13 protein-coding genes are annotated in these 13,795 nt (G+C 71.4%); 6 read left to right on the top strand and 7 right to left on the bottom strand.

Annotated elements, in window-relative coordinates:
- Positions 1 to 4 precede the first annotated feature (4 nt).
- Entirely contained in the window at positions 5 to 571 is a 567-nt protein-coding gene (locus HUO13_RS18695; RefSeq protein WP_211896429.1) for a type 1 glutamine amidotransferase domain-containing protein, read from the bottom strand.
- A gap of 817 nt (positions 572 to 1,388) precedes the next feature.
- Here HUO13_RS18695 and HUO13_RS18685 point away from each other — a divergent pair.
- The 4 genes from HUO13_RS18685 to kynU all read left to right on the top strand — a co-directional run bounded on the left by HUO13_RS18685 (position 1,389) and on the right by kynU (position 5,584).
- Positions 1,389 to 2,387, top strand: coding sequence for an aldo/keto reductase (locus HUO13_RS18685; RefSeq protein WP_211896428.1), 999 nt, complete (start codon positions 1,389 to 1,391; stop codon positions 2,385 to 2,387).
- Positions 2,388 to 2,481: 94 nt separating this feature from the next.
- Positions 2,482 to 3,342 carry a tryptophan 2,3-dioxygenase gene (locus tag HUO13_RS18680; RefSeq protein ID WP_211896427.1) on the top strand — a complete coding sequence of 287 codons (861 nt, stop codon included), beginning with the start codon at positions 2,482 to 2,484 and terminating at the stop codon, positions 3,340 to 3,342.
- Complete coding sequence (locus HUO13_RS18675; RefSeq protein WP_211896426.1) at positions 3,343 to 4,332, top strand: amidohydrolase; 990 nt, start codon at positions 3,343 to 3,345, stop codon at positions 4,330 to 4,332. It abuts the gene before it with no gap.
- Between the two features lie 25 nt (positions 4,333 to 4,357).
- Positions 4,358 to 5,584: a kynureninase gene (gene kynU, locus HUO13_RS18670; RefSeq protein ID WP_211896425.1), complete on the top strand. Its 1,227-nt coding sequence runs from the start codon at positions 4,358 to 4,360 to the stop codon at positions 5,582 to 5,584.
- Positions 5,585 to 5,599: 15 nt separating this feature from the next.
- Here kynU and HUO13_RS18665 read toward each other — a convergent pair whose 3' ends face one another.
- From HUO13_RS18665 to sfnG, 5 genes are all read right to left on the bottom strand, one after another.
- Positions 5,600 to 6,280 carry a GNAT family N-acetyltransferase gene (locus HUO13_RS18665; protein WP_249123849.1) on the bottom strand — a complete coding sequence of 227 codons (681 nt, stop codon included), beginning with the start codon at positions 6,278 to 6,280 and terminating at the stop codon, positions 5,600 to 5,602.
- Between the two features lie 53 nt (positions 6,281 to 6,333).
- Positions 6,334 to 6,972: a hypothetical protein gene (locus tag HUO13_RS18660; RefSeq protein ID WP_211896424.1), complete on the bottom strand. Its 639-nt coding sequence runs from the start codon at positions 6,970 to 6,972 to the stop codon at positions 6,334 to 6,336.
- A 73-nt stretch (positions 6,973 to 7,045) separates the two neighbouring features.
- Entirely contained in the window at positions 7,046 to 8,248 is a 1,203-nt protein-coding gene (locus HUO13_RS18655) for an SfnB family sulfur acquisition oxidoreductase (RefSeq protein ID WP_211896423.1), read from the bottom strand.
- Between the two features lie 50 nt (positions 8,249 to 8,298).
- A complete protein-coding gene (locus HUO13_RS18650) occupies positions 8,299 to 9,501 on the bottom strand; it encodes an acyl-CoA dehydrogenase family protein (protein ID WP_432757860.1) in 1,203 nt (400 codons plus the stop codon).
- Positions 9,502 to 9,556: 55 nt separating this feature from the next.
- Positions 9,557 to 10,693 carry a dimethylsulfone monooxygenase SfnG gene (gene sfnG, locus HUO13_RS18645; protein WP_211896421.1) on the bottom strand — a complete coding sequence of 379 codons (1,137 nt, stop codon included), beginning with the start codon at positions 10,691 to 10,693 and terminating at the stop codon, positions 9,557 to 9,559.
- A 375-nt stretch (positions 10,694 to 11,068) separates the two neighbouring features.
- Between sfnG and HUO13_RS18640 the strand changes: the two genes are divergently transcribed.
- Both HUO13_RS18640 and HUO13_RS18635 read left to right on the top strand, forming a co-directional pair.
- A complete protein-coding gene (locus HUO13_RS18640; protein ID WP_211896420.1) occupies positions 11,069 to 12,421 on the top strand; it encodes an MFS transporter in 1,353 nt (450 codons plus the stop codon).
- 61 nt (positions 12,422 to 12,482) lie between these two features.
- Positions 12,483 to 13,241, top strand: a complete 759-nt coding sequence (locus HUO13_RS18635; RefSeq protein ID WP_211896419.1) for an alpha/beta hydrolase — start codon at positions 12,483 to 12,485, stop codon at positions 13,239 to 13,241.
- A gap of 83 nt (positions 13,242 to 13,324) precedes the next feature.
- Here the strand turns inward: HUO13_RS18635 and HUO13_RS18630 are convergent, their stop codons facing one another.
- Entirely contained in the window at positions 13,325 to 13,792 is a 468-nt protein-coding gene (locus HUO13_RS18630; protein WP_211896418.1) for a PPOX class F420-dependent oxidoreductase, read from the bottom strand.
- Positions 13,793 to 13,795 lie beyond the last annotated feature (3 nt).

Below are 13,795 nucleotides of genomic sequence, written 5' to 3'. Positions count from 1 at the left end.
GAACTCACGCGCTGCGCGCCTGGCTGCGGTGCGCACCTTCGCCGATCTCCTCGACCGCCTTCGCGCAGAAGGCGGGCAGGTCCTGCGGCCGGCGGCTGGTGACCAGCCCGGCGTCGACCACGACCTCCTCGTCGACCCACTCGGCTCCCGCGTTGCGCAGGTCGGTGGCAAGGCTCGGGTACGAGGTCAGCCGCCGTCCGCGAACGACATCGGCCTCGATCAGCAGCCACGGCGCGTGGCAGATCGCCGCGACCGGCTTGCCGCGGGCGAAGAACTCACCGACGAAGCGCACCGCCGACGGGTCCTGCCGCAGGTTGTCCGGGTTGGCAACGCCGCCGGGCAGCACCAGGCCGTCGTAGTCGGTCGGCCGGACCTCCGAGACCACCTTGTCGACGGTGAAGGTGTCCGCCTTGTCCAGGTGGTCGAAGGCCTGCACCGATCCGGGCCGCACGGACACCAGTTCGGGTGTGCCGCCGGCCTCCTCGACCGCCTTCCACGGCTCGGTGAGCTCCACCTGTTCGATTCCCTCGGCCGCGACCAGGAACGCGACCTTCCGCCCTTCCAGGGCCATCACATACCTCCCGTGGTCGTCGCCACCAGCCCAGGCTTGCCCAGGCGGGGAGGCGGGCAAACATCGACGCCGACGGCCACAGTGGATGATCGGGGGACCGGCTCCGGGCCAGATCGCGCCGTTGCGCCCCACCGCCGCCTGATCAGCGGCTTCCCGGCGCCGGACGCGGGCGCGACCGAAGATCGCGATCGCCAGGAACCCGATCAGCAGGGCCACGAGCACGCCCGGGTGCGCACCGGCCCACGCCCCGCCCCGGCCGCCGAGGCCCAGCGGGCCGAGCAGGTAGCACTGCCAGCCGGCCGCCTCGTTGGTGACCAGGCCCCAGCCGATGGCGGTCGCCACCAGCAGCACGGCCGCAGGCAGCACCCGGACTTCGCAGTAGCGCCCCGCAGGCCGCTGGAGGTCGGTCTCGCTGTAGTCCCGGCGGCGCGAGGCGACGTCGGCGATCATGATCACACAGTCGGCAATCGCGGCGGTGTCCGGGCAGGTACCGGGAGTAGTCGGCCGCGACAGCGAACAGCGCGAGGATCTTCGTCGTGGTACCGACGCGAAGGAGCCGTAACTCAGCCCCAGCACCGAGACGTTGACGCCGAACCACGCCGCACGGGCGGCGCGATCACCGGAAATCCGCCGAATCGCACCAGTTCCGCGACCGCGGGCACGGTTTCGCCGCCGATGCCCGGTTTCCGCGAATCCGGCGTATGGCCTGCCCCGTGGCGAACTTCGGACACTTTCCACGTTTTGGCGTCATGGAAACAGATTTCCTGTCGTGCGTAGGCTGGTCTGCGAACCGAAGCAACACCGAACGGAGGACCACGTGACCGAACCGACCCAACCCCCGAAGCCGTCCCGGCGGACGCTCGGGCGGGGTGGCCCGCGGGTCAGCGCCATCGGGTACGGCGCCATGGGCCTCTCCGGCGTCTACGGCGCGGCCGACGACGCCGAGTCGCTGCGCCTGCTGCACCGGCTGCTGGACCTGGGCGTGGACTTCGTCGACACCGCCGACGCCTACGGCGACGGGCACAACGAGCGGCTCATCGCCGGACTGCTCGCCGAACGCAGGCAGGAGGTGTTCCTGGCCACCAAGTTCGGCGCGACCGCCGACTCCGGGCTGGGCAGGCCGGAGAACGTGCGCCGCTCCATCGACGCCAGCCTCGGCAGGCTCGGGACCGACCACGTCGACCTGTACTACCTGCACCGCCTCGACCCGGACACGCCGATCGAGGAGACCGTCGGCGCGATGGCCGAACTGGTCCAGGCCGGCAAGGTGCGGCACCTGGGGCTGTCCGAGATCAGCGCCGCGACCCTGCGCCGGGCGCACGCGGTGCACCCGATCGCCGCCGTGCAGCAGGAGTACTCCCTGTTCACCCGCGAGCCCGAGGCGGAGCTGCTGCCGGCGATGCGGGAGCTCGGAGTGGCGCTGGTCGCCTACTCGCCGCTGGGCCGCGGTGTGCTGACGGGCGCGTTCCGCGAGGTTTCCGACGTGGAGAACCTCCAGGTGCGCCAGCAGCGCTACCCCCGCTTCGCCGAGGAGAGCCTGCGGCACAACATCACCCTGGTCCAGCCGTTGCGCGAGCGCGCCGAAGAGCTCGGGCTCACCCCCGCGCAACTGGCGCTGGCGTGGCTGCTCGCGCAGGGCGACGACATCGTCCCGATCCCGGGCAGCCGCCGGATCGGCAACGTCGAGGCCAACATCGTCGCGGCCACCACGCAGTTGGACCGGCGCGTCGCCGACGAGCTCTCGGAGCTCTTCCCCGCAGACGTCGCCGCAGGTGAGCGCTACCACCCGGACGGCATGGCGCGGCTGGACCGCTGAGGTCCCGCCCCCTCGCCGAGCGGTCCCCGCGCGGGCCGGGGTCTTGCGGAAATGTGACGACCGTTCAATACTCCGCACATTGTCCTCGGCCCGCATGAGGGGGAACGACGTGGTCCACGGCAACAGCCGCCCGTTGGAGAAGGACGTCGTCCGGGACCTGCGCCGCGAGCTGTCCTACGGCCAGTACCTGCGCCTGGACCGGCTGCTCGACGCCCAGCACCCGGTCAGCGAGCCAGAGCACCACGACGAGCTGCTGTTCATCATCCAGCACCAGACCGTCGAGCTCTGGCTCAAGCTGATCCTCCACGAGCTGCGCACCGCGCGGGAGCACCTGGCCCGCGACGAGCTCAAGCCCGCGCTCAAGCAGCTCGCCCGGGTCAAGCACGTCCAGCACACCCTCACCGAGCAGTGGTCGGTGCTGGCGACCCTCACACCGGCGGAATACGTCGAGTTCCGCGGGTTCCTCGGCAGGTCGTCGGGGTTCCAGTCCTACCAGTACCGGGCGATCGAGTTCATCCTCGGCAACAAGAACGCCGAGATGCTGGAGGTCTTCGCCCACGACGAGTTCGCCCACGAACTGCTCAACGGCCTGCTGAAGGAACCCAGCGTCTACGACGAGTTCGTGCGTCTGCTGCACCGGCGAGGGCACGACGTCCCCGCCGCGTTCCTCCAGCGCGACGTCAGCCTGCCGCACACCTTCACCCCCGAGCTGGTGCCGCTGTTCCGCGGCATCTACGAGACGGCGGCCGAGAACTGGGACGCCTACGAGGCGTGCGAGGAACTGGTCGACCTGGAGGAGAACTTCCAGTTCTGGCGGTTCCGCCACCTCAAGACCGTCGAGCGCACCATCGGGCTCAAGCACGGCACCGGCGGTTCCAGCGGCGTGTCGTTCCTGCGCCGGGCGCTGGAGCTGACCTTCTTCCCGGAGCTCTACGCCGTGCGCACGGAGATCTAGGTGAGCGCCGCCCATCCGCGCGACGAGTGGCTGCGGGCGGTCTCGGCCTGGTGGGGGCGGTGGTTCGGCCGCTGCGCGGTGCGCGTCCGCGACGGCGTGGCGTCGGAGCCGGTCCCCGAAGCCCCCGCGGGCGTGCCGACGCGCGGGGTCGAAGGCACGCTGCTGCCCGGTCTCCGCGACGCGCACGTCCATTGCGGACTCGTCGACCTCCGGACCGTCCGCGCGGGCGGAATCTCCACCGCCGACGATCTCGGCAGTCCCGCGGACGTGCTGTCCCGGCTGCGCGACGATCCGGCGGCACCCCGCCTGCGGTTCGCGGGTGCCTTCCTCACCGCGCCGGGCGGATATCCCAGCGACCGCGCCTGGGCGCTGCCGGGCAGCTTCCGCGAGGTCGGCTCCGCTGCCGACGCGCGGGTCGCGGTGCGCGAACAGCGGCGGATCGGCGCGTCGTTCATCAAGATCGCGCTGCACTCCGGCGCCGGACCGCTGCTGCCGGAGTCCGTTGTGGACACCATCGTGACCACCGCGCACGACGCCGGGCTGCCGGTCGTGGCCCACGCCGAGGGCGAAGGCACCTTCGGCATGGCGATGCGGCACGGTGTGGACCGGCTCGCCCACACCCCGTGGACCGAGCAGCTCCCCGACCGGGTGCTCGCCGAAGCCGCCGAGAGCATGGTGTGGATCAGCACCCTCGACATCCACGGCCACGGCGCGGACACCGAGGCCCGCCGGACCGCGATCGCGAACCTGCGTACTTTCGCCGGGTACGGTGGCACCGTCCGGTACGGCACCGACCTCGGCAACGGGCCGCTCCCGCTCGGCGTCAACACCCGGGAGGTGGCCGCGTTGCTCGCCGCCGGGCTGAGCCCGGACGAGGTGCTGGCGTCAATGACCGACCGCGAGGCCCCACCGTGCTGGGTCGCGGGCGGGCTCGACCTGGACCCCGGCCGCTTCCCCGGTTCCCTGTCCACCGCGCGGGTCCTCGGCTGACCCGCCCCGCGAAAGGCGCCCCGACGTGCTCGACTTCCAGCAGCAGGCGAAGGAACTCGACGAGGCCGATCCGCTGCGCGACTTCCGGGAGCGCTTCCTCTCGCCCGAGGACTCCGACGTCGTGGCCTACCTGGATGGCAACTCGCTTGGCCGCCCGGCGCGGGAGACCGCCGAGCGGATGGACGAGTTCGTCCGCGGCACCTGGGCGCGGCGGCTGATCCGCGGGTGGACCGACGAATGGCTGGACTGGCCGCTCACCGTCGGCGACCGCATCGGCCGCGTGGCGATCGGCGCAGGCCCCGGCCAGGTGGTGGTCGCCGACTCGACCACGGTCCTGCTCTACAAGCTGGCCCGCGCCGCGGTCGCGGCCCGGCCGGGACGGCGTGAGATCGTGCTCGACACCGACAACTTCCCCACCGACCGCTACGTGCTGGAAGGCATCGCCGCCGAACGCGACCTGGTGCTGAGGTGGATCGAGACCGACCCGGAGGCCGGGATCACCGCGGAGCAGGTCGCGGAGGCGGTCGGCCCGGACACCGCGCTGGTCGTCTTCAGCCACGTCGCGTACCGGTCGGGATACCTCGCCGACGGTGCGGCCGTCACGCGCGCGGCCCACGACGCGGGTGCGCTGGTGCTGTGGGACCTGTGCCATTCGGCCGGATCGGTCCCGGTGCGACTGGACGACTGGGAGGCCGACTTCGCCGTCGGCTGCACCTACAAGTACCTCAACGGCGGACCGGGCTCGCCTGCGTTCGGCTACGTCAACCGCCGCCACCTCGACGACCTCCGCCAGCCGATCTGGGGCTGGATGGGCAGGCGCGACGCCTTCACCATGGGCCCCGGCTACGAGCCTGCCGAGGGGGTTCGCCGGGTGCTCAGCGGCACACCTCCGATCCTGGCCATGCTGCCGCTGCTGACCGGGCTGGAGATGCTCGAGTCAGCCGGCATCGACGCCGTCCGCGCGAAGTCGACGGAGCTGACCGGCTACGCGCTGCGGCTCGCCGACGAGTGGCTGCTGCCGCACGGTGTGAGCGTCGGCTCGCCGCGCGCGGCGGAGCGCCGCGGCGGTCACGTGACCCTGCGCCGCGCGGACTTCGGCGAACTGATCGACCCGCTCTGGCAGCGCGGGGTGATCCCCGACTTCCGCGCCCCGGACGGCATCCGGATCGGCCTCGCACCGCTGAGCACGAGCTTCACCGAGGTGCACCGGGGCATGTCGGTGCTCGCCGAGCTGGTGCGCTCTGAGGGATGACGCTGCCGGCGGGTGTCAGAGGAGCTTCCAGAGCCAGCCCAGCGGGCGCAGGCCCAGCGTGCGCGCGACCGACCGGGACGCGTGGTTGCCCGCGCTCGTGCTGTAGAACAGCACCTCCCTGTTCCGCCGCTCCCGTCGCGACCACGCCGCGACGACCGCGGGCGCGAGACGACGACCGCGGAAGTCCTCACGGGTCCAGATGCCGGCTTCCGCGGCGACGGAGTTGGCCGCCGGCGAGAAACAGATCGACACCGGCGAACCGCCGTGGACGGCCATCGCCCACTCCCCGCGCTGCCCGGTGATCAGTTCCGACCACTCCCCCGGCTCCCAGTCGGCCGGGCGCATGAGCCGCTCGGCGGCTTGCTCGCCCTTCACATCGGAGACAATGACGGGCAGCGCCGCGTCGGGTCCGCCGATGGCGCGGTCCTCGGGAAAGACGTAGGTCGGGCCGCCCTCCACCTCTGCCCCCAGGGTCTCGCCCAGGCGCGCAAGAACACGGGGAACTTCCCCGGGCGCGTAGTGCTGCTCATCGATCGGGAGCCCCGCAGCGGCGTCGTCGGCGGTGGACGGGCCGAGCGCCAGCAGCCGCGCCCGTGGCGACCACGACCACACCGCCCGGATCTGCCGGTCCCGAACCCGCACTTGCGCACCATCGGCGACGAGACCGAAGATCACGTCGATTTCCAGTGCGAGCAAACGCTTCTCGTCGCTGTCGACGCCTCCGCCGGTCGGCTCCCGGGGCTCCACTCCTACGGCCGGGGTTCGCCGTACCAGCGCCACTCGACCAGGCGCGGGCGGCCGGGCAACTCCACACGTCCGGTCGCCCAGAGCAGCGTGCGCCACGGATCGTCGTCGACCGGCACGTGCGGGAAGAGCCTCGCCAGCGCCCGCGAGCAGAGATCACCTGGCGGTGACCAGTCGAACCCGAGTCCCTCCGCGAGGTCGTGCAGATGGACCAGCGTCTCGACCACGCCCATCGCGGCGAAGCCCTCCGGGTCCGACGCCCCGAAGACGTGGTGCGCGCGTACTTCCGGCGGTGTGGTGCGCACCATGGCGACCAGCAACGCGCCACTGGCCTCCAGCACCTCCATCAGCCCCGCGACCCCGGCCGCGCGGTCGGCGTGCACCGCGTTGGCAGGACCGCCGGGCCTGCGGCTGTGCCAGACGAAGGGAACCTCTCTGTCGGCCGGTGGCCTGCGTGGGCCCAGCTGGACGGCGTATGCGAACAGGTCGTCGCCGAGGTGCTCGACCGTCTCCCAGCAGTCCCATTCCAGCGAACCCGCCTTGGCGCTCCACCGCTCCAGCGGTACCTCCCGCATCGCGGCGGTGGCGAGTTGGACCGCCCGGTCCAGATCGTCGGCGGTCACCTGTCGTTCGGATCCAGACATGCCGGTGACGGTAACGGCTGCCGGGCTGCGGAGTCGCCGGATTTTCAGCGGCAGCACCGTCGAGAACAGCTGTCTATAGCTGGCCTCCGCGCGGCGGGTGGGTCCCGTTGAGGGCGTATCTGCCGATGTGCTGGACCTTCCAGCGCACCGGGTCGTGCAGGGTGTGCGTCCGGGCGTTCCGCCAGTGCCGGTGCAGGTTGGTCTCGGCGAGGCTGGACCGGGTGCCGGACACCTCGAACAGCGCGCTGCCCAGCTCGACCGCGGCGCCGCCGGCGAACGCCTTCGCCGTGGCCACCGCGATCGAGGCAGCCGCGGCCGAGTCGTCGTCGAGGTCGGCGCGGGCCTCGTCGATGGCGGCTCCCGCCTGGTCGAGCAGCGCTTCGGCGGCCCGGACGCGGATCTCCAGCTCGCCGAAGCGCTGGATGGTCAGCGGGTCGTCGCTCGCCCGCTCGACCCCGCTGTCGGCCCACGGCCTGCTGCGGGTGCGCACGAACGCGGTTGCCTCGTCCAGCGCGGCACGCGCGATGCCCACGTCGATCGCGGCGTGCAGAACCTGCGCGAGCGCGCCGTGCAGTTGCGGACGTTCGAAGGTGCGGTGGTGCGCGACGACGTTGGCCGCGGGTACGCGCACCTGCTCCAGCCGGACCGTGCCGCTGGCCGTGGTCCGCTGCCCCATGCCGCCCCAGTCGTCGACGACGGTCAGCCCGGCGGCGTCGGACGGCACGTAGGCCACCCGCAGGGCGTCGTCGTCATCCTTGGCCAGCACCGGGATCCAGTGCGCCAGCAAGGCGCCCGTCGAGTACGCCTTCGTGCCGTCGAGGACGAAGGCGCCGCCGGGACCCGCGGTGAGCCTGGTGCGGATGTCCTGGGCGTTGCGGCTGCCCGACTCCGACTGCGCGTTGCCGAACCGCCGTCCCGCCAGCACCTCGGCGAAGAAGAACCGCTGCTGCGCCGGCGTTCCGTTCTCCCGCAGCACGTTGACGTAGACGACGTGGCTCTGCGGGATCTGCGCGATGTTGGGGTCGGCCGCGGCCAGCAGCCGGAAGACCTCCACCAGGGTGCGGGTCGACACCTCGGCACCGCCGTGCTCGGCGGGCACCGTGACGCCCAGCAGCCCGCTCGCCGACAGCACGTCGAGCTCTGCCACCGGCAGTCTTCGCCGCGCGTCCCGTTCCGACGCACCAGGGGCGAAGTCCCCGGCGAGCCGGCGCGCCTGTTCCAACGCCTCTGCGTCGCTGCCGATCACGTGCGCCCGCGTCGTGGCCTCGGCTGTCATGTGGCTCCTCGGGTGGGGCCGGGGCCGGCCGGAGCCGGCCCCGGCGGCGATCAGGTGTACCAGGTGGGCTCGGGGAGCTCTCCGAGCAGCGCGTACCGGCCGACCTCGACCCGCTTGTAGGCGACCGGGTCGTGCAGGCTGTGGGTGCGCAGGTTGCGCCAGTAGATGTCGAGCCCCACGGAGCTGGCGGTGGCCCGGGCGCCCGTCACCTCGAAGATCCGGTTGCCGATCTCCAGCCCGGTTTCGATGATCCGCTGCTTGGCCGCGGCCACCAGCACCGCGACCTCGCCGCGCTGCTCCGGGGTGACCGATTCGCGCTCGGCGTGCAGCAGCTCCTCGATCGCCGCACCCGCCCTGTCGACAAGCGACTCGGCCGCCCACAGCTTGGCCTGCAGGTCGCCGTAGGTGTCGAGGATGTGGAACTCCTCCGACGCGTGCTGCTTGTTGTCGCCGCCGTAGGGCCACGGGCGGGTCTTCTCGGTGGTGTAGGAGGTCGCGTAGCGCAGTGCCCCCTGCGCGATGCCGAGGTAGAAGTTGGCGAAGACGAGCTGGATCGTCGGCAGGTTCAACGTGTTGTAGGTCAGCGGCTGGAACTGCTTGTCCACGTAGCCCGCCGCCGACTCCCACGGGACGCGCACGCCCCGGATCTCCACGCTGCCCGACTCGGTCAGGCGCTGGCCGAGGTTGTCCCAGTCGTCGTTGAACACGATGCCGTCCTGCTGGGAGGGCACGATGGCGAAGACGTGCTTGTCGGTGCCCTCGATCACCCCTTCCAGCACGGTCAGGTCGGAGACCTTGCTGCCGGTGGAGAACGACTTGCGTCCGTTGTAGACCAGATCGTCGCCCTCGTCGGTGATGACCAGGTCGTGGTCGCGGGGGTTGACCGCACCGCCGAAGAAGTGGTCGTTGGTGGTGTAGAGCTCCTCCACGGCCGCGATCTGCTCCGGCGTGCCCACCAGGCGCACCGCCCAGGCCCACAGGTAGTGGTAGCCGAGCAGCTGCCCGATCGAACCGTCCCCGGCGGCCACCGCCCGGGTGACCCGGTAGGCCGTCGACCACGACTGCCCGCCGCCGCCGTGCTCGACCGGACCGAGCAGCGTCACCAGCCCGGAGTCCTTGAGCAGCCGGACCTCCGCGTAAGGGGTTCGGTTCGCGCGGTCGCGATGCACCGCGTCGGCCGCCAGCACGGCGGCCACCTCGTCGGCCCGCCGCACCCAGCCCTCGGCGGTGGTCGGGCGGTTCTTCCAGCTCACTGCGTTCTCTGTCGCTGTCACAGCTTCTCCCTGGTTTCCGGTGGTGCTCACTGCTTCACCGCCGCGCCGCTGCGACGGCCGGTACCTCGCCCGTTCGGTCGAGCTCGGCCTCCAGCTCCCGCACGATGGGCAGCACGCGGGTGCCGAACTGCTCGACGTCCTCCAGGTAGTGCAGGAAACCCAGCAGCAGGAGGTCCGCACCGCGCCTCTTGTACTCGACGATGCGGTGCGCGATCTGCTCCGGAGTCCCGATGAGTCCCGTCCGGAACCCGTCGTTGTACTGCACCAGGTCGGCGAACTCGGAGTCCGCCCACATCCCCTTTCCATCCGAAGTGGACTTGCCGGCCTGCGCGACCGCCTTGCGGAACCCCTCGACGGCCTCGGTGTCGGCCTTGGCCACGATCTCCCGCAGCACCTCGCGCGCCTCCGCCTCGGTGTCGCGGGCGATCACGAAACCGTTGAGCCCGAAGCGGACCGCGCGCCTGTTCTCGGCCGCGAAGGCGCGGACGTCGGCGACCTGGCCGGAGAAGCCGTCGAAGTCCTTGCCGTTGCTGAAGTACCAGTCCGAGACCCGCCCGGCGAGCCTGCGGGCCGCCGTGGAGTTGCCGCCCTGGAAGATCTCCGGGTGCGGCCGTCCCGGCACCGGGTGCGGCTGCGGGCGGAGGCTGAAGTCGTGGATCCGGTAGAAGTCGCCGTTGAGGTCGAAGTTCGACTGGGTCCACAACCCGCGCAGCACGCGGATGAACTCCTCGGTGCGCCGGTAGCGCTCGTCGTGCTCCAGCCACGGTTCGCCGAGCCCGGTGAACTCGTCCTTGAACCAGCCGCTGACGATGTTCACCGCGAACCGGCCCTGCGACAGGATGTCCGCGGTGATGCCGAACTTGGCGAGGATGGCCGGGTGCCACAGCCCCGGGTGCGCGGCCACGATCAGCTTGAGGCGCTCGGTGGCCAGCAGCAGACCGAGGCTGAAGGCCGCCGGATCGTGCTGCTGCGCGGCTCCGTAACTGGAGGCGTAGCGCACCTGGCTCAGCGCGTACTCGAAACCGCTGTTCTCGGCGAGCACCGCGAGCTTCTTGTTGTAGTCGAAGCTGAACTCGGTTCGCTGTTCGATCTTGCTGGTGACCAGGCCACCGCTGACGTTGGGAACCCAGTAGGCGAACTTCAGCGGCTCAGAGGGGGCGTCGCTGGACATGTTGTCTCCATCGGGAAAGCGCAGGATGCATCAAGCACGACGGTTCCGACGCGGAAGGCGGCGGAACACCGTCGTCAGGAAAGGCACGTTCGACCGCCTCGCGGCGGAGTTCGCCGGATAGCTCAGGCGATCACCGGATGCGGGAGGAACCGAGGGCCCGGTGAGGGAATCCGGGCGCGGGAAAGATCAGGAGCGGCGACAGGCCTGCGCCACCACGCGGTTGAGATCCACGTGACGGCGCTTGGTGAGCCGGCTTCCTGGGAACACACCGTCATACGACCAAAGCGGGACAGGGGTGTCAACAGCCCGCACTCGGCCGTTCCACTCCTCGGACGGAGGGTCCGCACACTCTCGAGGCTGTGCGACTCTGCCGACGTGTCCTCCGATCAGACCCCCGAATCCGGGCGGACGGCCGATGTCCGCACCGTCCTGGTCTCCAGCGTCATCGGCACCACCGTCGAGTGGTACGACTTCTTCCTCTACAGCACGGCCGCCGGGCTGGTGTTCGACCAGTTGTTCTTCCCCAGCGACGACCCCTACACCGGGACGATGCTGGCGTTCGTCACCTTCTTCGTCGGCTTCGTCGCCCGCCCGCTGGGCGGAGTCCTCTTCGGACACGTCGGCGACCGGATCGGACGCAAGCGGACCCTGGTGTCCACAATGGTCCTTATGGGGCTGGCCACCGCGGCGATGGGCCTGCTACCCACCTACCAGCAGGTGGGCATGCTCGCGCCGGCCCTGCTGGTGCTTCTGCGACTGCTGCAAGGGCTGGCCATCGGCGGTGAGTGGGCGGGCGCGGTGCTGATGGCCGTCGAGTACGCGCCGCCCGGCAGGCGCGCCCGCTACGGCGCCTGGCCGCAGGTCGGACTGGCGCTCGGACTGGGCCTGGGCACCGGGTTGTTCGCGCTGCTGGGCAACTCGCTCGACGAGCGCCAGTTCCTGGAGTACGGCTGGCGGATCGCCTTCGGGCTCAGCATCGTGCTGGTCTTCGTCGGCCTGGCCATCAGGCTGCGGGTGTCGGAAACCCCGGCGTTCCGCCGAATGCGCGCGTTGGAGGGCGCCGCCCGCGTGCCAATCCTCGAGCTCTTCCGGGAGCCGGTGCGCCGGCGCAACACTCTGCTGGGACTGCTGTCGCGCTGGGCCGAAGGCGCCGCGTTCAACACCTGGGCGGTCTTCTTCATCTCCTACTCGACCTCGACGCTCGGCATGGCGCGCAACGACGTCCTGGTCGCCATCATGGCGGCCTCGATCACGCTGGCCGTGCTGATCCCGGTTTTCGGCACCGTGGCCGACAAGTGGACGCCGCGACGCACGTACGCGCTGGGAGCCGCGGCCTACGGCGTTCTGGTGTACCCGGCGTTCCTCGCCTTCCAGAGCCGCGATCCGCTGCTGGTCGGCCTGGTCGTGGTGCTCCTGCTCGGTGTGGTGCACGCCGTCATCTACGCGCCGCAGGGCACCTTCTACGCGCAGCTCACACCCGTCCGGCTCCGCTACACGGGGATGTCCTTCGTGTACCAGTTCTCCGGCATCTACGCGTCGGGGCTCACTCCGCTGATCGTCACCGCCCTGCTGGCGGCCGGCGGGGGCTCGCCGTGGCTGGCGTGCGGCTACCTGGTGCTCACCGGCGTGGTCGGCGCCGTGGCGGCGCTGGCGATCCGCGAGCGCGATCTCTTCGCCACCGCCGAGACGACGACGGAGGCCGGGTCGCGCGAGTCCGTGCACGCCTGACCGCGAACGACACCGACGCCCGTCCGGGCGCCGAAACACCCATCCCGGAGGGGAGAACCAGATGAGCACGCACACGACCACCGCGAGGTGGGACGAACCGGCCGGACTGCACGCACGGGCCACGGTGGTCCTCGCCGTGGGGCGGGGCGAGAACCCGGCCGCCTACCGGCGTCTCGGCGAGCGGCTGTCCGCCGACGCCTACCGGGTCCGGATCGCCGGTGACGCCACGGCCGCCCCGGACGAGGTGACGACGCAGGTCAAAGCCCTGCTCGACGATGAGTCCGACCCGGCGCCGCGCGTGCTCGCCGGGTCCGACGCCGGGGCCCTGTTCGCCCTCCGGCTCACCGCGCAACGCGCGGTCGCTCCCGACGCGCTGGTCCTGGCGGGTCTGCCCGGTCCCGGGCGCATACCGCGTTTCGAGTCGTGGGAGGACGAGCTGCGGGAACGCACCTCCTGCCCCACCCATCGGCAGCGGCTCACCGACACCGGCAGCGGTTCGCTCGCGGTGGACCTGCCGCCGCAGTGGCACGACGAGGTGGACCTGTCCGGGATCACCGTGCCGGTGCTCGGCCTGCACGGCACCGATGACGCGATCAGCCCGCGCGCGGGAGTCCGCGGCGTCTACGCGCGGATGCCCGCCTCGAGGCTGACCAGCGTCGCCGGCGGCAAGCACGACGTCCTCAACGACCGCACCCACCGCAGCGTGGCCGCGACGATCGTGCTGTTCCTGGAATCCCTGCGGCAGAACGGGGAAACCGTGCGTGACACCGACCTCAGCGTCGAGCGGGGGATCGTCCGCGCCGCCGTGACGACCGGCTGAGGCGTTGACGGGCCCGCGCCCGTGGCGGGCCCGTCAACGCGGGGTCCGACGACCGCCGGAAACTCCCGGTTGGTTCAACGCGTTCAGTCCTGCGCGAGCTCGGGCGGAAAGCCGCCGGTGGCGATGGGGCCCCAACGCTCGATGGAGATCCGCAGCAGCGTCTTGTTCTGCCGCGCCATGGCCTCGCGGTACTCGTCCCAGTCCGGGTGCTCGCCTGAGATGCAGCGGAAGTAGTCGACCAGGCCGTCCACCGCCTCCGGCATGTCCAGGACCTCGGCGCGGCCGTCGATCTGCACGTAGGGGCCGTCCCAGTCCTCCGACAGCACGCAGATGGACACCGCGGGGTCCCGGCGGGCGTTGCGGGCCTTGGCGCGCTGCGGGTAGGTCGACACGACGATCCGGCCGTCGCCGTCGATCCCGCAGGTGACCGGCGAGAGCTGCGGCCTGCCGTCGGCGCGGTTGGTGACCAGCAGGCCGCGGTGCCTCGGACGCGCGAACTCCAGCAGCCCCGCCAGGTCGACCCGGTCGGTGGTGGCGATGGACGGTGCCATGAC

Origin of the sequence: Saccharopolyspora erythraea, from assembly GCF_018141105.1 — a bacterium.
GTDB lineage: Bacteria > Actinomycetota > Actinomycetes > Mycobacteriales > Pseudonocardiaceae > Saccharopolyspora_D > Saccharopolyspora_D erythraea_A.
Note: the sequence above shows the minus strand (reverse complement) of the source record. Positions and strands in the feature narration are given on the sequence as shown.

Excerpts from the sequence above, each read along its gene's own strand:
- HUO13_RS18695 (WP_211896429.1), bottom strand. The coding sequence starts at position 571 with ATGGCCCTGGAAGGGCGGAAGGTCGCGTTCCTGGTCGCGGCCGAGGGA.
- HUO13_RS18680 (WP_211896427.1), top strand. The coding sequence starts at position 2,482 with ATGAGGGGGAACGACGTGGTCCACGGCAACAGCCGCCCGTTGGAGAAG.
- HUO13_RS18660 (WP_211896424.1), bottom strand. The coding sequence starts at position 6,972 with ATGTCTGGATCCGAACGACAGGTGACCGCCGACGATCTGGACCGGGCG.
- HUO13_RS18655 (WP_211896423.1), bottom strand. The coding sequence starts at position 8,248 with ATGACAGCCGAGGCCACGACGCGGGCGCACGTGATCGGCAGCGACGCA.
- sfnG (WP_211896421.1), bottom strand. The coding sequence starts at position 10,693 with ATGTCCAGCGACGCCCCCTCTGAGCCGCTGAAGTTCGCCTACTGGGTT.
- HUO13_RS18635 (WP_211896419.1), top strand. The coding sequence starts at position 12,483 with ATGAGCACGCACACGACCACCGCGAGGTGGGACGAACCGGCCGGACTG.
- HUO13_RS18630 (WP_211896418.1), bottom strand. The coding sequence starts at position 13,792 with ATGGCACCGTCCATCGCCACCACCGACCGGGTCGACCTGGCGGGGCTG.